Source organism: Brevibacterium aurantiacum (genome assembly GCF_900169065.1).
In the GTDB taxonomy this organism is placed as follows: domain Bacteria; phylum Actinomycetota; class Actinomycetes; order Actinomycetales; family Brevibacteriaceae; genus Brevibacterium; species Brevibacterium aurantiacum.
In genome coordinates this window covers 46,191-67,093 of the sequence record NZ_FXZB01000007.1, presented here as the reverse complement: position 1 = coordinate 67,093, position 20,903 = coordinate 46,191, and the positions used below count along the sequence as shown (strand labels likewise).

16 protein-coding genes and 1 tRNA gene are annotated in these 20,903 nt (G+C 64.8%); 4 read left to right on the top strand and 13 right to left on the bottom strand.

Features of this window, described 5'->3' with window-relative positions; translation table 11 throughout:
* Nucleotides 1-45: 45 nt before the first annotated feature.
* The 3 genes from gcl to BAUR9175_RS06225 all read right to left on the bottom strand — a co-directional run bounded on the left by gcl (nucleotide 46) and on the right by BAUR9175_RS06225 (nucleotide 3,670).
* Complete coding sequence (gene gcl, locus BAUR9175_RS06235; RefSeq protein ID WP_096146569.1) at nucleotides 46-1,842, bottom strand: glyoxylate carboligase; 1,797 nt, start codon at nucleotides 1,840-1,842, stop codon at nucleotides 46-48.
* A gap of 89 nt (nucleotides 1,843-1,931) precedes the next feature.
* The gene (locus BAUR9175_RS06230; protein WP_096146568.1) at nucleotides 1,932-2,813 is read right to left on the bottom strand and encodes a 2-hydroxy-3-oxopropionate reductase; all 882 of its coding nucleotides are present in this window, start codon (nucleotides 2,811-2,813) and stop codon (nucleotides 1,932-1,934) included.
* Nucleotides 2,814-2,857: 44 nt separating this feature from the next.
* Nucleotides 2,858-3,670 (bottom strand): hydroxypyruvate isomerase family protein, encoded by an 813-nt coding sequence (locus BAUR9175_RS06225; protein WP_096146567.1) that lies wholly within the window; start codon nucleotides 3,668-3,670, stop codon nucleotides 2,858-2,860.
* Between the two features lie 306 nt (nucleotides 3,671-3,976).
* Here BAUR9175_RS06225 and BAUR9175_RS06220 point away from each other — a divergent pair, with 306 nt between their 5' ends.
* A complete protein-coding gene (locus tag BAUR9175_RS06220) occupies nucleotides 3,977-5,551 on the top strand; it encodes a nucleobase:cation symporter-2 family protein (RefSeq protein ID WP_096168446.1) in 1,575 nt (524 codons plus the stop codon).
* Between the two features lie 3 nt (nucleotides 5,552-5,554).
* Here BAUR9175_RS06220 and guaD read toward each other — a convergent pair whose 3' ends face one another.
* The 8 genes from guaD to BAUR9175_RS06180 all read right to left on the bottom strand — a co-directional run bounded on the left by guaD (nucleotide 5,555) and on the right by BAUR9175_RS06180 (nucleotide 14,896).
* Nucleotides 5,555-6,841 (bottom strand): guanine deaminase, encoded by a 1,287-nt coding sequence (gene guaD / locus BAUR9175_RS06215; RefSeq protein WP_096158315.1) that lies wholly within the window; start codon nucleotides 6,839-6,841, stop codon nucleotides 5,555-5,557.
* Nucleotides 6,842-6,885: 44 nt separating this feature from the next.
* Complete coding sequence (gene xdhC / locus BAUR9175_RS06210; RefSeq protein WP_180959210.1) at nucleotides 6,886-7,674, bottom strand: xanthine dehydrogenase accessory protein XdhC; 789 nt, start codon at nucleotides 7,672-7,674, stop codon at nucleotides 6,886-6,888.
* Nucleotides 7,671-10,070, bottom strand: coding sequence for a xanthine dehydrogenase molybdopterin binding subunit (gene xdhB, locus BAUR9175_RS06205; RefSeq protein ID WP_101583265.1), 2,400 nt, complete (start codon nucleotides 10,068-10,070; stop codon nucleotides 7,671-7,673). The genes xdhC and xdhB overlap by 4 nt, the downstream gene beginning before the upstream one ends.
* The gene (locus tag BAUR9175_RS06200) at nucleotides 10,067-11,554 is read right to left on the bottom strand and encodes a xanthine dehydrogenase small subunit (RefSeq protein ID WP_101583263.1); all 1,488 of its coding nucleotides are present in this window, start codon (nucleotides 11,552-11,554) and stop codon (nucleotides 10,067-10,069) included. The genes xdhB and BAUR9175_RS06200 overlap by 4 nt, the downstream gene beginning before the upstream one ends.
* A gap of 212 nt (nucleotides 11,555-11,766) precedes the next feature.
* Entirely contained in the window at nucleotides 11,767-13,242 is a 1,476-nt protein-coding gene (locus BAUR9175_RS06195; RefSeq protein ID WP_101583261.1) for an NCS2 family permease, read from the bottom strand.
* A 407-nt stretch (nucleotides 13,243-13,649) separates the two neighbouring features.
* A tRNA-Ser gene (locus tag BAUR9175_RS06190) sits at nucleotides 13,650-13,737 on the bottom strand.
* A 71-nt stretch (nucleotides 13,738-13,808) separates the two neighbouring features.
* Nucleotides 13,809-14,273, bottom strand: a complete 465-nt coding sequence (tadA, locus tag BAUR9175_RS06185; RefSeq protein WP_101583259.1) for a tRNA adenosine(34) deaminase TadA — start codon at nucleotides 14,271-14,273, stop codon at nucleotides 13,809-13,811.
* Between the two features lie 74 nt (nucleotides 14,274-14,347).
* Complete coding sequence (locus tag BAUR9175_RS06180; protein ID WP_101583257.1) at nucleotides 14,348-14,896, bottom strand: tRNA adenosine deaminase-associated protein; 549 nt, start codon at nucleotides 14,894-14,896, stop codon at nucleotides 14,348-14,350.
* A gap of 78 nt (nucleotides 14,897-14,974) precedes the next feature.
* On the opposite strand from BAUR9175_RS06180, the gene upp reads away from it, so the two are divergent.
* The 3 genes from upp to BAUR9175_RS06165 all read left to right on the top strand — a co-directional run bounded on the left by upp (nucleotide 14,975) and on the right by BAUR9175_RS06165 (nucleotide 17,747).
* Nucleotides 14,975-15,613 carry a uracil phosphoribosyltransferase gene (gene upp / locus BAUR9175_RS06175; protein WP_009883966.1) on the top strand — a complete coding sequence of 213 codons (639 nt, stop codon included), beginning with the start codon at nucleotides 14,975-14,977 and terminating at the stop codon, nucleotides 15,611-15,613.
* 282 nt (nucleotides 15,614-15,895) lie between these two features.
* A complete protein-coding gene (locus BAUR9175_RS06170; protein ID WP_009883965.1) occupies nucleotides 15,896-16,723 on the top strand; it encodes a winged helix-turn-helix transcriptional regulator in 828 nt (275 codons plus the stop codon).
* Nucleotides 16,724-16,805: 82 nt separating this feature from the next.
* Entirely contained in the window at nucleotides 16,806-17,747 is a 942-nt protein-coding gene (locus tag BAUR9175_RS06165; protein ID WP_009883964.1) for an endonuclease/exonuclease/phosphatase family protein, read from the top strand.
* 22 nt (nucleotides 17,748-17,769) lie between these two features.
* Here BAUR9175_RS06165 and BAUR9175_RS06160 read toward each other — a convergent pair whose 3' ends face one another.
* Together BAUR9175_RS06160 and BAUR9175_RS06155 are read right to left on the bottom strand one after the other, a co-directional pair.
* Nucleotides 17,770-18,960 carry a MarP family serine protease gene (locus BAUR9175_RS06160; RefSeq protein WP_101583255.1) on the bottom strand — a complete coding sequence of 397 codons (1,191 nt, stop codon included), beginning with the start codon at nucleotides 18,958-18,960 and terminating at the stop codon, nucleotides 17,770-17,772.
* A gap of 5 nt (nucleotides 18,961-18,965) precedes the next feature.
* On the bottom strand, nucleotides 18,966-20,267 hold the full coding sequence (locus BAUR9175_RS06155; RefSeq protein ID WP_257944283.1) for a PrsW family intramembrane metalloprotease: 1,302 nt from the start codon (nucleotides 20,265-20,267) through the stop codon (nucleotides 18,966-18,968).
* Between the last annotated feature and the right edge of the window lie 636 nt (nucleotides 20,268-20,903).

The window sequence follows — 20,903 nt, the reverse complement described above, 5'->3', positions numbered from 1 at the left end:
CATCTGGCGCGGCTACTGAACCGCGCCGCGCCGGCCGCGCCCCAACTACTTCGCCGCGGCCAGTTCACCCATCGGCGTCAGCGCGGTGGGCGCATCTGCCGGAGTCTGGGCGAGGACGTCGAACTCGTTGATCGCGTCGAGGGCGGCCCCCATCGAGATGTTCGTGACGCGCTCGAGGATGACCTCGAGTACCACTGGCACCTGGTGCTCACTCATGAGCTCTTTCGCCACCCGCAGCCCCTCGCCGATGAGCTCGGGGTCTTCGACGCGCAGCGCCTTGCAGCCCAAGCCTTGTGCGACGGCCACATGGTCGACGCCGTAGCTCGCGGCCTCACCCGAGGAGTTGATGTTCTCGAAGGCCAACGACACCTCGTAGTCCATGTCGAAGCCGCGCTGTGACTGACGGATCAGGCCTAGGTAGGAGTTGTTGACGACGACATGCAGGTACGGGATCTTGTGCTGCGCACCGACGGCGAGCTCCTCGATCATGAACTGGAAGTCGTAGTCACCGGAGAGCGCGACCACGGTCTCATCCGGCTTGGCCTTCGCCACACCCAGCGCGGCCGGTCCGGTCCAGCCCAAGGGTCCGGCCTGACCCGCGTTGATCCAGTGGCGCGGCTTGTACACGTGGAGCATCTGCGCCCCGGCGATCTGGCTCAGGCCGATCGTCGACACATAGGTCACGTCCTCATCGAAGGCAGCGTTCATCTCCTGGTAGACGCGCTGCGGCTTGATCGGCATGTCCGTGTAGTTGGTCTTGCGGTGCTCGGTGGACTTCCGATCCGTGCACTCGCCGGCCCAGCCGGTGAAGTCCGGCAGGCTCGCGCCGCCGCTGCGACCGCGTGCGGCCGTGAGCAGAGCATCGAGGGCGGCTCCGGCATCGGAGACGACACCGTAGTCGGGTGAGAACACGCGCCCGATCTGGGTCGGCTCGATGTCGATATGGACGAACTTCCGGCCCTTGCGATAGACCCCCAGGTCACCGGTGTGACGGTTGGCCCAGCGGTTGCCGATGCCGATGACCAGGTCGGATTCCAGGAACGAGGCATTGCCGTAGCGCACGTGGGTCTGGATGCCGACCATGCCTGCCTGCAGCGGGTGGTCGTCCGGAATCGCGCCCCAGCCCATCAGGGTCGGCGAGACCGGGATCGAGGTCGCCTCGGCGAATTCGACGAGCTTGTCCGCGGCATCGGCGTTGAAGATGCCGCCGCCGGCGATAATGAGCGGGTGCTTCGCCGCTGCGATGAGGTCGAGGACCTTCTCCGCCTGCGCCGAGGTTGCCGCCGGCTTCGATGGCACCAACGGTTCGTAGGTGTCGATGTCGAAATCGATCTCGGTCTGCTGGACATCGATCGGCAGGTCGATGAGCACCGGTCCGGGACGGGCCGAGCGCATCAGCTGGAAGGCCGACTGGAAGACCCCGGGGACCTGACCGGCCTCGAGCACGGTCTTGGCCATCTTGGTCACGGGCTTCGCGATGGAGGCGATGTCCACGGCCTGGAAGTCCTCCTTGTCGAGGACCGCGACGGGAGCCTGTCCGGTGATGCACAGGATGGGCTGCGAGTCCGCGGCTGCGGCGTAGAGTCCGGTGATCATGTCGGTGCCGGCCGGTCCCGAGGTGCCGAGACAGATGCCGATGTTCCCGGCCGCTGCCCGTGTGTACCCGTCGGCCATGTGGGAGGCCCCTTCGACGTGGCGGGCCAGTGTGTGGCGGATTCCGCCGTGGGCCTTCATCGCCGAGTACAGCGGGTTGATGGCCGCGCCCGGCAGGCCGAATGTTTCCGTGGCGCCTTCCTTTTCGAGGATGAGCACCACTGCGTCAACTGCGCGCATACGTGTCATTGTTCTTCCTTCGTTTCAGTGGCCCAGTCAAGGACCGAAGTTCAGTGGACCGGCGACGACGCTGTCGCCGGTCCGGATAGTGGTGGGGATTATTTCTTGCCCGAGAGCTGCTCGACGACGGTGAACAGACCCGAGTGGTCGAGTCCCCCGTTGCCCTGCTGGACGGTCGAGGCCACAAGCTGGGCGACGGCCGATCCGAGTGGGATCGCGACGCCGGCTTCGCGGGCAGCTGCGGTGACGATGCCCATGTCCTTGTGGTGCAGTGCCAGGCGGAACCCGGGATCGAAGGAGCGGTCGAGCATCTTCTGGCCCTTCTGCTCAAGAACCTTCGATCCGGCCAGTCCCCCGCCGAGGACCTGCAGCGCCGAGGTGGTCTCGACTCCGTAGGCCTCGAGGAAGACGACTGCTTCGGCAAGGAGTTCGATGTTGCCGGCGACGATGAGCTGGTTCGCGGCCTTCACGGTCTGCCCCGAGCCCGAGGGTCCGACGAGGACGATGGTCTTGCCGACGGCATCGAAGACATCGACCACGGCGTCGAAGTCGGCTTGGTCTCCGCCGACCATGATCGACAGCGCACCGCTGACCGCGCCAGCTTCGCCACCGGAGACCGGTGCGTCGAGAGGCTTGAGCCCCTTCTCAGCTGCCTGAGCGGAGAGGTTCTTGGCGACGTCGGGGCGGATGGTCGAGTTGTCGATCCAGTACGCGCCGGACTTGGCGTGAGCGAGGATGCCGTCCTCACGGGTGAGGACGTCTTCGACGTCGGGCGAGTCCGGGACCATGGTGATGATGACATCGGCACCGTCGACCGCCTCGGCGATGGTGCCTGCGGCCTGACCGCCTGCCTTCGCGAGCTCGGCGGCCTTCTCGGGCGAGCGATTGTAGCCGCGGACGGTGAAGCCGGCGCTGACGAGGTTCTTGGCCATCGGCAGACCCATGATTCCGAGTCCGATGAATGCGATTGTCTTGCTCATGTTCGTGTCCTATCTGGTGAGGAATGTCGGAGGTGGAGACGGTTTCAGTTCGCGAGCCATTCGAATGCGGTGGCGCGATCCTGCTTGTATTCGAGGGCGATGGAGCCGGTGTAGCCGAGTTCGTAGGAGCGGTTGATCCAGTCCTGCAGGGGCAGTTCGCCCGTTCCGGGTGCTCCGCGGCCGGCGGCGTCGGCGATCTGGATGTGTCCGAACTTCGCGGCGTCGGCCTCGATGACCGCGGCCACGTCGTCGCCGTTGATCGACATGTGGAAGAAGTCGGCGAGGACGGCGATGTTGGCAACGCCCTGAGCACGGACCCGCTGGACCACCGCGGCGGCGTCGGAGGCGCGCTTGAGCGGGTAGTCCTCGGCTCCGGAGACGGGTTCGACGAGCACGGTGCCGTCGATGGCGGCCACGGCGTCGGCGGCGAGCTTGAGGTTGGCCACGGCCACCTCGTCCTGCTCTTCGGGCGTCTGGCCTTCGGTGCGCAGACCGTAGAGGGCGTTGAAGGCGCGGCAGCCGGTGCGACGGCCGATCTCGACGACGATGTCGACGTTGGCCGCGAAGTCGGCCTCGGCGCCCTTGATCGAGACCATGCCCCGGTCGCCGGCGGCCATGTTCCCGGCCCAGAAGTTCAGGCCCTTGAGTTCGACTCCGGCCTTGTCGAGTGAGGCGATGAACTCATCGACCTCCGCCGAGGTGGGCCTCGGGTTGCCGTCGAAGGGCCACCAGAACTCGACCTGGCTGAAGCCGGCATCCTTGGCCGCCTGCGCCCGCTCCATCACGGGCAGCTCGGTGAGCAGGGTGGAGCAGTTGAGGATGTAGCTGTCGGCATTGGTGAAATCGAATGTCGTCATGGGATTCTCCTTCGCGTCGCTGCGAGTGTGGATTCATGTTTTCCGTATTGTGGAAACTCATTTCCGTTTGATGAAATCAAGCATAGGCAGGCAACTGAGACGAGGTCAACCCACCGAGGCGGAATACTCAGAAATTCTCGACGGCAGCGGAGTGCCGACAACTTGCCCCGAAATTCGAAATCAGCTACCCGAATCCCTTATTTGACTTCGCAGAAAAAGAGGCAGAACGTAGTGGAGATCACACTTTGTGGAAGATCGAATCCACGATACGGAAGAGTAATGAGGCTTACTCCGGAAGGCTGAGATATGACCGAGAATTCGACGACGAAGTCCCTCCCGCCCGGGTCCAAGCGACCCGAAGACGCGTGGCTCCCTGTGCCCAAGCTCTTCGCCTACGGGCTCCAGCATGTCCTCACGATGTACGGCGGCATCATCGCGGTGCCCCTCATCATCGGCAAGGCGGCCGGAGTCGACGGCGATCAGCTCGTCGCGCTGGTCACCGCCAGCCTCTTCGTCGGCGGCATCGCCACACTCATCCAGAGCATCGGCTTTCCCCTCGTCGGGTCGAAGCTGCCGCTCATCCAGGGCGTCTCCTTTGCCGGAGTCGCGACGATGCTCGCCATTCTCACCGGCGGCGGCAGTCTCAGCGACATCTTCGGCGCGGTCATCGTCGCCAGCGTCATCGGCTTCGTCGTCGCCCCGTTCTTCGCGCGGATCATCCGCTTCTTCCCACCCGTGGTCACCGGGGTGGTCATCACTGCCATCGGACTCACGCTCATCCCGACGGCCGCCAATTGGGCCATGGGCGACGATGAGGCCGCTGCGGACTACGGCTCAGTGCAGAACATCGCCCTGGCCTTCATCACCTTCGCCGTCATCCTGCTGCTGAGCAAGGTCGGCTCGGCCGCCATCTCGCGGCTGTCGATTCTGCTCGGTCTCATCATCGGCACGGGCATCGGTGCCGCCATGGGCATGACCGACTTCTCCGAGGTCGGGCAGGGTGCCCCCGTGGCGATCCCGGGTCTGCTGCCCTTCGGCGCACCGACCTTCGACCTCGCAGCGATCGGGTCGATGCTCATCGTCATCCTCGTCATCAAGACCGAGACCGCGGCCGATGTGCTGGCCGTCGGCGAGATCATCGGCACCCCGGTCGACAAGAAGCGGGTCGCGGCCGGCCTGCGCGCCGACATGGCCTCCTCGGTCATCGCACCCTTCTTCGGCTCCTTCACCCAATCGGCCTTCGCGCAGAACGTGGGCCTCGTGGCGCTGACAGGAGTCCGCTCCCGCTTCGTCGTCTCCGCGGGCGGCGTCATCCTCATCCTCCTGGGGCTCATGCCCGTGCTCGGTCAGGTCGTCGCTGCGGTGCCGATGCCCGTCCTCGGCGGCGCCGGCTTCATCCTCTTCGGAACCGTGTCGGGATCAGGCATCCGCAACCTCAAGGAGGTGAAGTTCGAGGGCAATATGAACCTCATCATCGTCTCCGCGTCCCTCGCCTTCGCCCTCGTCCCCGTGGTCAAGCCCGACTTCTACGAGCATTTTCCGTCCTGGGTGCAGACGATCTTCCACTCGGGAATCTCCTCGGCCGCGATCATGGCGGTGCTGCTCAACCTCCTGTTCAACGAGCTGCGCTTCGGCAACTCGACCAACGCTTCCGTCTACGCCGCGAAACCGGCACGCTTCCTCACGCCCTCGAACCTCAAGGATCTGCGCGAGGGCGATCAGTTCATCGATGGGAAGTTCGTCGACTGCGACGGCGAGGAGATCCCGCTCGTACCCGATGAGCAGGCCGAGGAGATCCAAGCCGCGATCGACTGCGGAGACATCGTCGACACCGCCAGCGTGAAACAGGTGGTCACCAGCGATTCAGACAACCACCGCTGATCCTCAGCCCTTGACGAGCCGACCGTCGACCCACACCTGGGCGATGTCGGCCGGGGTCCCCATGGCGAAGATCTTCGCCAGAGCGTCGTTATCACTGCTGGCGTGCTCAAGCCCCACGGCCAGGGGCTGACCCTCGGTCGGCTGGATGTAGGCGGCATCGAAGCGCTTGCCCTCGGACAGGTCCCCAACTTGGTCGCTCAGTTCCAGTGCCTCGGCGCCGGCCGCAGTGGCCAGGTGCAGCAGATGTGCCGAACTCAGCGGCAGACCGCCGGAGGGATCGAGCTGCTGCATGAAGTAGGCCTGGACACCCTCCTTGAACAGTGAGAATCCGGTTCCCGCGCCCACGTCGGAGCCCAGTGCCACACGGACCCCGGCCTCGATGTGTCGGCGCAGCGGGAAGAAACCGCTGGCCAGGTTCGAGTTCGAGGTCGGGCAGTGCGCCGAGGCGGCCCCCACTTCAGCCATCCGTGCCAGTTCGCGGTCGCTCGGGTGGACGTTGTGGGCCAGGATCGTTTGCCGATTGAGCAGGCCGGCCCGATCGTAGGTGTCGAGGTAGTCGAGTGCCTCGGGGAACTTCTCGGCGACACCGGCGATCTCGTCGCGGTTCTCGTTGAGGTGCGAGGTCACCCAGATGCCCGGGTTGTCGGCCACCAGCTGCCCGCCGGCCGCCAGCAGCTCCTGACCGGCGGAGAACGAGAAGCGCGGAGTCACCGCGTACCGAAGGTGGCCCTTCCCATGCCAACGATCGATGAGGTCCTGGCTCTCGGACACGGATCTCTCCACGCTCGTCAGCAGCGGTTCCGGGAGGATCGTGTCGCTGGTGACCAGTCCCGATGTGATCCGCAGACCCACCTCGGCGGCCTGGGTGAAGAAGGTGTCCATCGCGGTGGCGAAGTGCGAACCGAAGACCATCGCCGAGGTGGTCCCCGCCGAGGTCAGTCCGGTGAGGAACTCGCCGGCCAGGGCCGAGGCATAGTCGTGATCGCCCAGCTTCGCCTCTTCGGGCAGGGCGCAGTGGTCGAGCCAGTCGAGCAGGGGTTTGCCGAGGTAGCCGATGGCACGGATCTGCGGGTAGTGGACGTGGGTGTCGATGAGTCCGGGGATGAGGACACCAGCACGGAGGTCGACCACCTCGGCGTCGGGATGGTCCGCGGTCGCACTCGCGAAATCGGTGCGGGCGATGATCAGTCCGTCATCGACGACGAGTGCGACGTCTGACTCAGAGCGCAGGCTTCCCCCGCTGAAGGGGTCGGTCGGTGTGTCGAAGACACGGGCGCGGTAGATGAACATAGGGGTACTCCTTGAAAGGTGAAAAAGTCGGTCTGTCGAGAGGCTCAGCCCATGCGGCGCAGGAGGTCGGCGGCGACGCTGAGCGCGATCGTCGCTGGCTGCTTGCCGGGCAGGTCTGGGAGGCCGATGGGGCAGTCGATGGTGTCGACGGTCTCGGGTGTGTGGCCCTCGGCAACGAGATTCTTCCGAAAGCGCTGCCATTTGGCGCTCGACCCGATGAGGCCGATGGAGCCGAGGTCGCCGCGGGTCAGTGCGGCATCGCAGAGGTGGAGATCCTCGGCGTGGTCGTGGGTCATGATGAGCACGTGGGCGCCCGCGGGCAGCCCGACGAGCACCTCCTCGCCGACGACGGCGAACTCGCGGTGGATCTGCGCCACTGACGGCTCCAGTCGGTCGAGCTCCTCAAGGTGCTCGGGACGGGAGTCGCTGACGTGGACGTCGATGTCGTGGCGGGCCAGGATCCGGGTGAGTTCGAGTCCGATGTTGCCGGCACCGAAGATCGCCACCGAGGCGGGAACGGGCAGCGGTTCGAGCAGAACGCTGACCTCTCCCCCGCAGCACTGACGTCCGTACTTGGCCGGTGCCTTGTCGTTGAGCCGCAGCGTGAGCATCTCCGGTTCGGAGTCCGACTCGGCCGCGAGGATCTCGCGGGCTCGAGTAACGGCCGTCATCTCGAGATTGCCGCCGCCGATGGTCCCATGCAGGTCATCGGCGGTGACGATCAGCTTCGCGCCGGCCTCACGCGGGGCATGCCCGCGGACCGAGGCGAGAGTGACGAGGACGGCCGGCACTCGAGCCCTGCGAAGCTCGGCTGCTGTGTCCATCCAGGTCATGACGGGACACTGATGCCTTCTGGGCTCCCCTGCGCAGCATCACCAGGCACGGAAGCATCGCTGGCGACTGGCGAGCGCACCGATTCGATGGCCCAGAACACGGATTCGGGCGTGGCCGGCGAGTTCAGCTGCACGGATCGGCCTGGCTCACCGAAGGCGGCCACGGCATCGCGCAGGGCCTCACGGACGGAGAAGGCGAGCATGAGCGGGGGTTCACCCACGGCCTTCGAACCGTAGACCGCGCCCTCTTCGTGGGCCTTGTCCAGCAGCGAGACGTTGAAGACCTCGGGTGCTTCGGAGAAGCTCGGGATCTTGTACGTGCTTGCGGCCTGGGTCGCCAGGCGTCCCCGGCTGGGCTTGTCAGATTCGTCCCAGCGCAGGTCCTCCAAGGTCAGCCACCCGGCGCCCTGGACGAAGCCGCCTTCGATCTGGCCCAAGTCGATGAGCGGTGAGAGCGAGTCCCCGACGTCATGGACGATGTCGACGCGGCGCAGCCGGTAGGAGCCGTCGAAGCGGTTGACCTCGACCTCGCTCGCGGCAGCGCCGTAGGCGAAGTACTTGAAGGGTTCGCCGGTCATCAGCGACAGGTCCCAGTGCAGTCCCTCGGTCCGGTAGAACCCGGAGGCCGAGAGCTGGATCCGCTGGAAGTAGGCGGCATTGATGAGCTCTTCCCAGGTCACCGTCTTCTTCGATGACAGGGCGCTGACGATGCCGCGGCTGACGCTGACCTCGTGTGCCGGAGCCCCGAGGATCCCGGCGGCGACCTGCGTCAGGCGGCCCAGAATCTGCTCGCAGGCGTCCTTGACCGCACCGCCGTTGAGGTCGGTGCCGGAGCTCGCCGCCGTCGCCGAGGTGTTGGGAACCTTGTCCGTGCGCGTGGGCGCAAGCCGCACCGTGGACAGGGGCACACCGAGGGTGGTGGCCGCGACCTGCAGCATCTTCATGTGCAGGCCCTGCCCCATTTCGGTGCCGCCGTGGGTGACGAGGACGGAACCGTCCTTGTACACGAGCACGAGGGCCCCACCCTGGTTGAAGGCGGTGAGGTTGAACGAGATCCCGAACTTCACCGGGGTCAGAGCGAGCCCGCGTTTGACGTTCTCGTTCCGGGCATTGAATTCGGCGATCTCAGCTTCCCGAGTCTCCACCTCGGCGGAGGTCAGGAGCTGGTCCCAGGCGGCTTCCATCCGTTCGGGATGGCGCACGGGCTGGTAGTAGGGGGTGTCCTGGCCGGCGGAGTAGAAGTTGCGGCGGCGCAGTTCGCGGACACTGAGTCCCAGTTTCGGGGCGACTCGGCCGAGGATGTCCTCCATCACGAGCATGCCCTGGGGTCCGCCGAATCCGCGGAAGGCCGTCTGTGAAGTCTTGTTGCACTTCGCGATGCGTCCGGCCACCCGGATGTTGGGCACCCAGTAGGCGTTGTCGATATGGCACATGGCGCGGGTGAGCACGGGCTCGGACAGGTCGAGGCTCCACCCGCCGTCGGCGGTCAGCGTCGCGTCGAGGGCGAGGATCTTGCCCTCGTCGGTGAAGCCGATCTTCCACGAGGAGTGGAAGCCGTGGCGCTTGCCGGTCATGGTGATGTCGAGCGTGCGGTTGAGTCGCAGGCGCACCGGGCGACCGGTGAGCTTCGCGCCGAGGGCCGCGAGTGCGGCGTAGCCGTGGGGCTGCATTTCCTTGCCGCCGAAGCCGCCGCCCATGCGCAGGCACTGCACGGTCACCTCGTGGGCGGGAACTCCGAGGACGTGGGAGACGATGTCCTGGGTCTCGGTGGGGTGCTGCGTCGAGCATTGGACGAAGACCTGTCCGCTCTCGTCGACGTGGGCCAGTGAGGCCTGGGTCTCGAGGTAGAAGTGCTCCTGTCCGGCGAACTCGAACTCGCCTTCGAAGACGTGCGCGGCATCGGCGAAGGCGCCGTCCGCGTCACCCTTGTCGATGACGGGCTGGACACCGTGGAAGCTCTGCGCATCGATCGCCTCACGCACAGTGACCAGCGAGGGCAGTGGCTCGTAGTCCACGACCACTGTCGCGGCTCCGGCCTTCGCCGCCTCCAAGTCGGTGCCGAGGACCCAGGCGATGGGCTGGCCGAAGAACATCACTTCGTCGACGGGCAGCATCGGCTCATCGTGTTTGACGCCCTGGTCGTTGACTCCGGGGACGTCTGCCGCGGTGATGACGCGGACGACTCCGGGCACCTGATAGGCGGGCTCGATGTCGACCTTGCCCAGTTTCGCGTGCGCCTGGGTGGACTGCACGGGATAGGCGTGGAGGACTCCTGCGAGGCGTCCCACGAGGTCATCGGTGTAGAGGGCCGCTCCGGTGACGTGACCGAAGGCGCTTTCGTGGTGATGGGACTCGCCGACGATGGGGTCGGTGGGTCGCTGTGAGAGGTGGCTCATCGTGCTGCCTCCTGTTCGGCATAGAAGCGTTCCAATGAGGACCGCAGCATCGCGGTCCGATATTTCGCACTCGCCCGGTGATCATCCATCGGGGTGCCTTCTGCGGCCAGTGTCTCTGCCGCTGCATGGACAGTTTCGAGGCTCCAGGGTGAGCCTTCGAGCTGGGCTTCGGTGGCAGTGGCGCGCAGCGGGGTGGCTGCGACTCCCCCGAGTCCCAGTCTGGCCTTGGTCACGATCCCGCCGTCGACGGTGACCGCGTAGCCGATGGCGACCGAGGAGATGTCGTCGAAGCGGCGCTTCGCGATCTTCTGGAATGAGGTCATGGGTGCCAGCGGCAGCGGAATGCGGATGGCGGTGATGAGTTCACCGGCCTCGCGCACGGTCTGCCGGTAGCCGGTGAAGTACTCAGCCAGCTCCACGACCCGAGATCCCATCGCCGAGGTGAGCACGAGCTGCGCGTCCAGGGCCAGGAGTGCCGGCGGGGTGTCGCCGATGGGTGAGCCTGTGCCGAGGTTGCCGCCGATGGTGGCGGCGTTGCGGATGAGGCGGGAGGCGAACTGCGGGATCAGCTTGCCCAGCAGCGGGATCGAACCGGCGAGTTCGCGTTCGAGTTCACTCAGGGTGTGAGCGGCACCGAGTTCGATGTACTCGGGAGTGCGGCGGATGCCGCGCAGCTCGGGCAGACGGTCGATGGCGAGCATCGACTTCGCCCGTGCCCCCTTGATGTTGACCTCCACACCCCAGTCGGTGGCGCCGGCGACCACGAGAACCTCGGGTTCGCTCGCCAAGATATCCAGCGCCTCGGCGAGGGTGGAGGGGCGACGGAAACGTCCGGTCTCACCGGTGGCTGTGTCCGCGCGATGGATGTCGGTGCTCGCCGAGGCGGGTGCCGGGTTCTGCTGTCGCTGGGCGATCGTGTCGCCGGGTTCGGGCTGGCCGAGTGCGTAGGCGGCGTCGCGGATGGGGCGGTAGCCGGTGCAGCGGCAGAGGTTGCCGGACAGGGAGTGGATGTCGAAGCCGTTGGGACCGCAGTGATGCTCGTGCTCGCCTGCGTCAGCGGTGGCCTCTGCGGCGTCGTCGGCGCGTTCGGGGCGGTAGTATTCGGCGGCCATCGAGCAGATGAAGCCGGGGGTGCAGTATCCGCATTGGGATCCGCCGCGCACGGCCATCTCTTCCTGGACGGGGTGGACGGACTCACCGTCGGCGAGGCCTTCTGCCGTGATGACTTCCTGGCCGTCGAGTGCGGCGGCAGGCAGCAGGCACGAGTTGATCGATGTCCAGCGGGTTGAGCCATCGGCATCGGGGCGGGCGACCATGATCGCGCAGGCCCCGCATTCGCCTTCGGCGCAGCCTTCTTTGGCTGCGGTGAGGCCGACTCCGCGGAGGAAGTCGAGAGCATTTGTATGTGGTGGCCCGTCGAATTCGTGAACGTCTGAGTTCACTGAAACCTGGGCGGTGGAACGTTGAGTTGCCGGAGCAGACATCGCACTTACCTCCTGCGCCTCGTCTATGCGGCGCACAGTGCATGGTTAGAACATTTGCTTCGTTCTTCGAAACTTCTGGTTATCCATGCGAACAGCAGCGAAGAACGTGGTGTCGCGGCACGGGTCTGGCACCCGCGGCCGTCGACTCAATCGTTCTCAGCACCCGTGTGCGATCTGGCCTTTCGACCAAGCTGTGATCTCAGACATATTCGTCATCCTCCCAAGATAGCCGAAATCGGTCCGCGAACGAAGTACAGAACGAATCCGGCGGAGACGACCCAGAGAAGCCAGTGCACGTCCCGGCCGCGCTTGCTCATCGCGTGGATGAGTGCCCAGGAGATGAATCCGACGCCGATTCCGTTGGCGATCGAATAGGTCAGCGGCATGGTGACCATGGTCAGGAACACCGGCAGCGAGGTCCTGAAGTCACTCATGTCGATCTCGCGGATCTGTGTGACCATCATGGCGCCGACGACGACGAGCGCCGCGGCGCCGGCCTCCATCGGAATGACGCCGATGAGCGGTGCGAAGAACATCGACACCAGGAACAGCACGCCCGTGATGCAGGCGGCGAGTCCCGTTCGGGCACCTTCGGCGATGCCGGCTGCCGCGTCGACGAACACAGTGTTCGACGAGGCGGAGGCTCCACCACCGGCGACGGCACCGATGCCTTCGACGATGAATGCACCGCGGATGCGGGGGAACATTCCGTCCTTCGTCTGCAGACCGGCGCTGCGGGCCAGACCGGTCATCGTGCCCATGGCGTCGAAGAAGTTCGTGAACACCAGGGTGAAGACGAGCATTGTGGCCGCGAGGACACCGATGCGCTCGAAGGCTCCGAACAGGTCGAAGGCTCCGACGAGGGAGAAGTCGGGCAAGGCGACGACCTGGGCGGGAATCTCAGGCGCGGCGAGGTTCCAGCCCCTCGGATCCGGACTGACCGGGTCACCCACGGTGCCCAGCTTCGCAAATGCTTGGATGATCATGGCCAGGATCGTAGCCACGATGATGCCGATGAGGATTCCGCCCGGAATGTTGCGTGCGACGAGGATGCCGATGAGGATCAGCGCCACGACGAACACCAGAGTCGGCAGCGATGCGATCGAGCCGTCCTGTCCCAGCTGGACGGGAGGTCCTGCCGGGGTGCGGGTGACGAAGCCGGAGTTGACGAAGCCGATGAATGCGATGAACAGGCCGATGCCGACCGTGATCGCCACCTTCAGCGCGTGGGGCACAGCATTGAAGATCGCTGTCCGGATGCCGGTGGCTCCGAGGACGACGATGATGATGCCGTTGATGATGACGAGCCCCATGGCTTCGACCCAGGTGACTTCCTGCACCACGGAGACTGCCAGGAAGCTGTTCATGCCCAGTCCCGCGGCGAGCGCGAAGGGAAGCTTCGCGACGACGCCGAAGAGGATCGTGATGACACCGGCGACGAGGCCGGTGACGGCGGTCAGTTGGGCGAAGTCGAGTGAGTTGCCGGCGACGTCCTGTGATCCGCCCAGGATGAGCGGGTTGAGGACGACGATGTAGGCCATGGCCACGAAGGCGACGATGCCTCCGCGGATCTCCTGTTTGATCGAGGACCCACGTGATGTGATTTCGAAGAATCTGTCGAGCAGACCGGGACTCCCGCTGCTGTTGTCAGCGGTCTTCGTGTCCCGCTGTTGGTCGTTGTCAGCCATTTTCATGGACCACCTCAAGTTGTTCGATTTGATCAGTCACCGACATCATCGTCAGCGACCATGCGCCTTGAACATGCGCAGAGAAACGGAGCCTGCTCTCACAATAGAAAATTCTTTTCGCATCATGGAAAGACACTTCCGTTCCGACTGACCAGTTAAGTCTGTTTTGCATAATGTGTCAACGATCACACTCTGATTACGCTGCTGACCATGGCCAAGTCGTCCGCCTCGACCACACGCAATCATCGCAAACCACACGCTTGCCCCCCGCCATCGGGGTGGCGGTCCGCGGCTCACGACCGCAGTCGGCGCCGAGGGAAGGAATGAGGGTCATCGCTCGTCTTCGAGCACAGAAAAACCTGAGCCGTGACACCGTCTCCCAACGATGTCACGGCTCAGGCAAAACGCGGTGGCGGTGGGATTTGAACCCACGGTAGGGGGTTACCCTACACAACATTTCGAGTGTTGCACCTTCGGCCGCTCGGACACGCCACCGCGGACAACATTACAGTCAGCCCCAGGCGGCGTCCAAATCGAGCGGGCGTGACCTGAGCCACTGTGCCGACTCACTCCCTCGGCGTGCTTCGGCCACCGGGATTCACCCGTTTCGCGGCGAAGAACTCGCTGAGCAGCTCACGGCATCTGCTCGCGGCAACTCCGGAGTAGACCTCTGGGTGGTGGAGCGCGGCGCGATCTCGCAGCAGATCCCAGACCGAACCGGCGGCTCCGGCCTTCTCATCGAAGGCCCCATAGACGACTCGCGCAATCCGCGACCCGACCACAGCCCCTGCACACATTGCACAGGGCTCGAGGGTGACGACAAGGGTGGCATCGTCGAGGCGCCACCGTCCGGTCACCTCGGCGGCATTGCGCATGGCCATGAGCTCGGCGTGCCCGAGTGGATCCTGATCGACTTCGCGACGATTGTGACCGCGCCCGATCACCGCTCCGTTGCCGTCGATGACAACGGCACCGACGGGAACGTCGTCATGCTCGCTGGCCAGGGCCGCCTCGGCGAGGGCGAGTGCCATCCACTCCTGAAATTGCAGGTGCCCGCCGAAGCCGAGCTCCGCGCCCTGCTCAGACGAAGCCTCCTCCGGTGAGCTCAGCGGGCGGCCTGGAGCTGATCGGCGAATCCCACGGTCTCACCGACATGGGCAACGACGCGGGCAGGATCCGAACGGTACTTCTCCACCTGTTCGATGAGGTCGGCGGCAAGGACCCCGCGGTCGGCGTAGATTTCGGCGTCGCCGCCCCATTCGGCATCGGCGTCGAACTCGAGCATCTCGACTTCTTCGTCCTCGTCTTCGTCGTCGCCAGCAGGTTCCTCTTCGAGACCGAATTCCTCTTCGGGTTCGGCTTCATAGGCATCGGGCTGCGAATCGAGGAAGTCGGCGAATATAACCGCGAAGGGGCTGAGCTCGACGGCACGCAGGTCGGACAGGAAGACGCGGATCTCGTTGTCCGTGCAGACTCGCACGAGGCCGAACCATTCGTCCTCGTGCTCGATGACCGCGACCGATTCGCCGTCTTCCGACCCGGCGGCCTGCATCATCTCGACAAGGCTGTCGAGATCGGAGGCATCCCGAACATCGACATCGAGCGCACGAAAACCATCGCTTGTTTCGGCAAGGATCTCAGTGAAGTAGGACATGCCTCCATTGTGACGCTTCGGGCGACCTTTCACCACAGCTCCACGCGCGAAGATGAAAAGTTCCGTACCATTTCTCCTATGCGCCTTCATGTAGCCGATCACCCGCTCATCGCCCACAAACTCAGCGTCCTGCGTGACCAGAGCACCGACTCCGCCCGCTTCCGCCAGCTCACCGAAGAGCTCGTGATGCTTCTCGCTTACGAGGCCACCCGTTCGGTGGCGATCGAGGACAAGGAGATCACGACGCCGGTCACTACGTTCACCGGCACCCGCCTGGCCGAACCGCGCCCGGTCGTCGTCCCGATTCTGCGCGCGGGCCTGGGCATGCTCGATGGAATGCTGCGCATCCTCCCCACCGCCGAGGTGGGCTTCCTGGGGATGGTCCGCGATGAGGAGACATTTGAGCCCAGTGCCTATGCAGATCGTCTGCCCGATGACCTCAGCGGTCGCCAGATCTTCGTCGTCGATCCGATGCTGGCCACGGGCGGAACCTTGGCCATGGCCATCGACTTCCTCCTGGCCCGAGGCGCGAGGGATGTCACCGCGGTCTGCCTCGTCAGTGCCCCGGAAGGCGTCGAGCGAATCGAGAAGGACTACGCACAGTCCGCGAACGTCGAAATCTACACGGCAGCACTGGATGAGAAGCTCAACGAGAAGGGCTACATCGTCCCCGGGCTCGGCGATGCCGGTGACCGAATGTACGGAATCGTCGACTGACTCAGGCTGGATGACGCCGGATGACGAAGAATTCGGCGTCATATTTCGTCACACTCGTCTCATTTTCAGGCTTTCCTTTGCAACCGGCGAGTTTTGTGACAAATAATGAAGCTATGACTTCTACGACTCACTCGACGCGAATGTGCCCCGCAGGCATGTGTATGCCCTGCGTTCGTTGTCGGTGACCGTCTCTCCGCTGTCCGGCCTCGAACGAGTACACGCAGACTCCGCAGCGGACTCATTCAGTCACAACGGCCCTTCGGGTCGAAGCAAAGGACAGCCATGTCGAATCCAGAACCAGCGTACGCACATCCACGCAGCGCAGCTGCCATCCGTCGCGCAGGAGCCCGGTTGAGTGCAGTAGATCCGCAGAACCCGCCCCATACCTTCGGTCCCGCCGGTGTCGTGCCCTCACCGAAGGCAGCGCGCGGAATCATCGTCTACATCGGTCTCGATGAGTCAAAGGCAGCCGCCGATGGCACGAATCTCTCCGCCATCGCAGGTGAGCTGCAGGCCTACGCCAAGGAATTGGCCTCCCAGGCTGAGACCCAGGCGGTCATCGCGCTGGCTCCTGAAGGCCGCGGCAACGACATCGACGCCGTTCGTGCCGTAGCCAACGGCTCCCCCGCAGCCACAGGCACCCCGGCGGGAACTCACGGTCCTGTGCGCTCGCGCATCCCCAACCGCGTCCACCCTCCGGCCCTGCGCCGCGAGGCTGAGTCGGGTGTCGGCGAGGCCGCACCCACCGGTGGATTCGGCTCCCGATTCGATGGGAACTTCCAGAACAGGACTGCCGAGCGCCTGCGCATCGACATCCCTCGACGCGAGGTTCGCATCGACGGCGATCTCATCGATGTCACCACCAAGGAGTTCGACCTCCTGGCGACTCTCGTCTCCCATGCCGACTCCACGCTGCCTCGCGAGGAACTCATCACAGCCGTCTGGTCGGGCGGCGAAGTTCCTGATGAGAGGACTGTCGATGTGCATATCCGACGCCTGCGCAGGCGTTTGGGTGAGTACTCCTCGGTGATTCGCACGATGCGGGGCTCCGGCTACCGCTACGACACACACCCAGATGTCACCGTGTGGTCGGCCACGGCCCACCGGTGAACGTCGTTTTCGGGTGCAAGTGAGACACGTCGCATGATGTACCCAGCATGAGGACAGACTCAGCGGTTAAGATTCTTAATCGATGAACCAGGAATATCCTCACCCCAGAAAAACGCATAGCCCGGCCAAGGGGATCACTGCGCTGATCTTCGGCGTAGCCTATGCGGCGTTTCTCCTGCTCCACCACCTGCTGCCCGCCAGGATGGGTATTGCGCTGCTCATCGAGAGCATCCTGCCGTGGACGGGAGTCTTCCTGGCCCTCGTGCTGCTCATGTTCCTCATCCGCTTCTCGGTGCTCTCAGCGATCGGCTTCCTGGTGCCGACAGTGGTCTGGGCCTCGATGTTCGGATCCGCGGTGATTCCTGCCGGAGACAGCGGCGGAGCTGATCTCACTGTCGCCACACACAATGTGGGTGCCAGACTGCCTGAACCCACAGCGGCGGCGCAAAGCCTCGTCGATGCCGACCCGGACATCGTCACGATCCAGGAGCTGGAGTCACTGTCGGGCAAGATCATCCACAAGGAACTCGATTCCTCGTTCGAGCATTCGCGGGTCGTCGACACGATCGGGGTGTGGTCGAAATGGCCGATGTCCGAGCCCGAAGAGGTGGACCTGGGACTGCAGTGGCCGCGCGCCTTCGCCACCACAGTGTCCACAGACCATGGCGACATCAGGTTCTACTCCGTGCACATGCCTTCGGTGCGCCCCGGCCATGAGGCCATGCGCAATGCGGCGATCCGCCGATTGGCCACAGAAGTCGAAACCGATGAGGCCGAGCACGTCATCGTCGCCGGTGACTTCAACACCGCCACGACGGACACCAACTTCTCGACCCTCTCTCCCCCACTGGAGGACACTCGGGTCGAAGCCGGCGGTGGATTCGGCTTCACCTGGCCTGCTCGTTTCCCCGTCACCCGGCTCGACCATGTCCTCTACCGCGGGTTCGACGCCACCTCAGATGAGGTTCTCGATCGCGGCTCAAGCGACCACCGTGCAGTCGTGGCCGGGCTCGACCTGAAGTAGCCGGCTCAGCCGGTGCACTGCCTCAACCGGTGCACTGGCCCGTCGGCTGCGGGGTTTGGCTCTGGGCACCCGCCTGCAGTTCATCGCTGATCTCCGCGCGGGTGAGGGCATATCCGGTCTCGTCATCGGTGGCGGACCGGGCGAAGACCATCCCGACGACGTCTCCATTGTCATCAAGCAGCGGACCGCCCGAGTTTCCTTCGCGAACGATGCCGCGGACCGAATACACCTCGCGCACCACGGAATTCGAATCGTAGATGTCGAGGCCGCGGGCGTCGATCTTCTCGCGCACTCGCGAGGGAGAAATCGTGTAGGGCCCATTCTGCGGGAAGCCGGCGACCACGGAGTCATCTCCTGGTCCCAGCGCATTGCCGAAGTCCAGGGCCGGAGCGTCGAGGTCTGGAACCCGCAGGACGGCCACGTCGGCTTCGGGATCGAATTCCACCACCTCGGCGGAGTAGGGCCGGCCCTTGCCGCCGACTTGGACGGCGAGCTCAGTCGAACCGGCCACGACGTGAGCATTGGTGGCGATGAGCCCGTCGCTGTAGACGAATCCTGAACCTCCGGATCCTGCCGGGCAGGTAGTCGCGGCGGTCGTGATCTTGACGACCGATTCCTCGACGCCGCGGCCGACGTCGACCATCGCGGAGTCGGGTTCGCCGACTCCACGGATCTGTTCCGCCTGACCGGCGAAGACCTGCGGGAACCCTGTGGCTTTGAGACCCTTGGAGATATCGCCCAGCGCGTTCTGTGAAGAGTACGGGATCGTCTGGTCGAAGGCTGCGATGACCGATGAGTCGGCAACCCACCGGTTCGGTTCGACCCACGGAGTGGTGCGGATGAAACCTGCCGCCAGCCAGATGACGAGGACATAGACAACGCCGGCGGTGACCGTGCCGCCGATCGAGTCGATGCCCTGCCCGAGTTCTGAGTCCATGGATCGTTTGATCCACGCGCCGACCCCGTTGCCGGAGAAGGCGAACAGGACGCTGAGAACGAGCGGCATCGATGCGAGAAGAGTGACGACGCCCGGGTTCTCCATGGCCTGGGTGCCTTCGCTCAGGCTCTCGACCAGCGGCGAGAGCAGCCGACCGACGATCCAGCCGACCACGAAGCCGGCGGCTGTGCCGAGGCCGATGATGAACCCCTGGCGGAACCCGGAGAAGAGCGCAGCGATCCCCAGGACGATGATGATGACGTCGACGAGTGCCACGGGAGTCAGCGGACCACGCTTCTCGAGGCGGCGAGAAGACGATCGCGGGCGGAGGAGAACTTCTTCAGCTGAAAGCTCTCGATATCGCGTTCCTTCTGGCCGCCGACTCCGGCCAGAAGTCGCATCCGAGTCGTCGAGAGATCTCCAGACGTACGGATCATGGTGCGCATCTCCTCCTTGCCGCCGGGGAAGCTGTCGGCCCAGCGCTTGCCGAACTTACGACCCTTCCACGTGGCCAGCATGTCGACCTCGGAATGGGTGAGCCATCCTGTGTTCGCGTAGTCACCGAGCATGTTCTGCGTGTGCAGGCGTTCGCTGCTGCGCAGGAGCAGCCCGAGGACAATCCACAAGGTCGTGAGAATGGTGCTGAGGATGATGAGACCGACGATCGACACGATCGCAGGGAAATGGCTGAGCGCGGTCATGGTGCCGTTCCACAACGCGTGCAGAAGCATTCCGACCAACAGACCGGGAAGCCACATCAGGATGATCGCCCACCACTGCCACTTGCGGGCGGCGAAGCCGATCGTCACGCCAGCACAGGTGGAGAACGTCGTGTGCAGCAGTGGTGAGAGTACGCAACGCATGACGAATGTCTGCAGAAGATTCTCGCCGCTCTGTTCCCAGGCTCCGCCGAGGTAGAGGACGTTTTCGGTGAAGGCGAAGCCCGCGCCGATGAGGGCACCGTAGACGAGTCCGTCGAGAGGGCCTTCGAAGTGGCGGCGAGCGGCGAGAACGATGACGACGAGCAGCACAGTCTTCGTCGTCTCCTCGACGACCGGAGCCTCGACGACGGCACCGTAGGCATCGGGCAGAGCACCGACACCCGCGAAGAAGAGTGCGACCTGGCCGACGATGGAGAACACGAGTGTGAGGATGACGGCAGCGACGGCACCCCAGAGGAGGCACAGGCCGAGGATGATCTTCGGCTGGGGCTTCCAGCGATCGAGCCAGAGCACGTAGGCGATGATTCCGATCAGTGGAAGCGCCGAGAGCGCGACCAAGGCGAAGAGCCTGACGCCGAAGCTCAGTCCCCCGATGAGGGCAAGGATCAAGAGACCGACGAACAGGCCGACCACCGCGAGGATGGCGATGACCAGACGGATGATGTTGGCGGTCGACCCGGGCTCTTCCTCCGGCTGAGATTGGCGCACAGCCCCGGTCCACGGAGTCTCCGAGACCACCTGCTGAGGCGCCTGCATATGTGCCCGGACGCGCATCTCCTGAGTCACGGTCGGCGCGAACCGCGCCTGCTCGTAGACGCGTCGCTGCATCGGCGGCTGGCCGTGCATCGGTGGCTGGCTCATCGGTGGCTGATTCACTGGGCCGCCGAGGTGGGGGTTGCCCTGGCCTCGGGAGGCAGGGTTCATCCCCGGCTGAGGAATCTGCCGAGGCGGCTGCTGCGGTCCGGGTCCCTGTGTTCCGGGTCCGGGCCTCTGTGTCCCGGGGCCAGGCTGCTGCGGACGAGGCCGAAATCGGTCGTTGTTCGGGCGCTGTGGCGGAGGTCCCTGTTGCATCGGGGGCCCCTGCATTGGTGGTCCCTGTTGCGGCGGCCTCTGTTGCATGGGAGGCCCCTGCTGCATAGGAGGACGCTGCTGCGGCATCTGTCCCTGTCCCTGCGGCGGCATCTGTCCTTGCTGCATCGGGGGCCCTTGGGGCGGCATTCCCTGCTGAGGCGAAACAGCAGGGTTCCGGGGGTCGGCGACCCGAGGCGGTTGCGCGCGCGGAGGCATTGGATTGCCCGAGTGCGCGTTCTGCTGCGAGTCGGGGCCGCTTCCGGGGCCCGCCTGATCCGACATATATCGTCCTTCTTCGTGTGGAGTACACCGCTGTGCCAAGTTTACGGTCCAATGCTGACGCCAGACCCAGAATGGTGTTGCCGTACCGCAACAGTCTCTGACTTTCGACGGCCGACTCACGTTCGCCGCCCTGTGGACGAATCA

Excerpts from the sequence above, each read along its gene's own strand:
- gcl (WP_096146569.1), bottom strand. The coding sequence starts at position 1,842 with ATGACACGTATGCGCGCAGTTGACGCAGTGGTGCTCATCCTCGAAAAG.
- BAUR9175_RS06230 (WP_096146568.1), bottom strand. The coding sequence starts at position 2,813 with ATGAGCAAGACAATCGCATTCATCGGACTCGGAATCATGGGTCTGCCG.
- BAUR9175_RS06225 (WP_096146567.1), bottom strand. The coding sequence starts at position 3,670 with ATGACGACATTCGATTTCACCAATGCCGACAGCTACATCCTCAACTGC.
- BAUR9175_RS06220 (WP_096168446.1), top strand. The coding sequence starts at position 3,977 with ATGACCGAGAATTCGACGACGAAGTCCCTCCCGCCCGGGTCCAAGCGA.
- guaD (WP_096158315.1), bottom strand. The coding sequence starts at position 6,841 with ATGTTCATCTACCGCGCCCGTGTCTTCGACACACCGACCGACCCCTTC.
- xdhC (WP_180959210.1), bottom strand. The coding sequence starts at position 7,674 with ATGACCTGGATGGACACAGCAGCCGAGCTTCGCAGGGCTCGAGTGCCG.
- xdhB (WP_101583265.1), bottom strand. The coding sequence starts at position 10,070 with ATGAGCCACCTCTCACAGCGACCCACCGACCCCATCGTCGGCGAGTCC.
- BAUR9175_RS06200 (WP_101583263.1), bottom strand. The coding sequence starts at position 11,554 with ATGTCTGCTCCGGCAACTCAACGTTCCACCGCCCAGGTTTCAGTGAAC.
- BAUR9175_RS06195 (WP_101583261.1), bottom strand. The coding sequence starts at position 13,242 with ATGGCTGACAACGACCAACAGCGGGACACGAAGACCGCTGACAACAGC.
- tadA (WP_101583259.1), bottom strand. The coding sequence starts at position 14,273 with ATGGCACTCGCCCTCGCCGAGGCGGCCCTGGCCAGCGAGCATGACGAC.
- BAUR9175_RS06180 (WP_101583257.1), bottom strand. The coding sequence starts at position 14,896 with ATGTCCTACTTCACTGAGATCCTTGCCGAAACAAGCGATGGTTTTCGT.
- upp (WP_009883966.1), top strand. The coding sequence starts at position 14,975 with ATGCGCCTTCATGTAGCCGATCACCCGCTCATCGCCCACAAACTCAGC.
- BAUR9175_RS06170 (WP_009883965.1), top strand. The coding sequence starts at position 15,896 with ATGTCGAATCCAGAACCAGCGTACGCACATCCACGCAGCGCAGCTGCC.
- BAUR9175_RS06165 (WP_009883964.1), top strand. The coding sequence starts at position 16,806 with ATGAACCAGGAATATCCTCACCCCAGAAAAACGCATAGCCCGGCCAAG.
- BAUR9175_RS06155 (WP_257944283.1), bottom strand. The coding sequence starts at position 20,267 with ATGAGCCAGCCACCGATGCACGGCCAGCCGCCGATGCAGCGACGCGTC.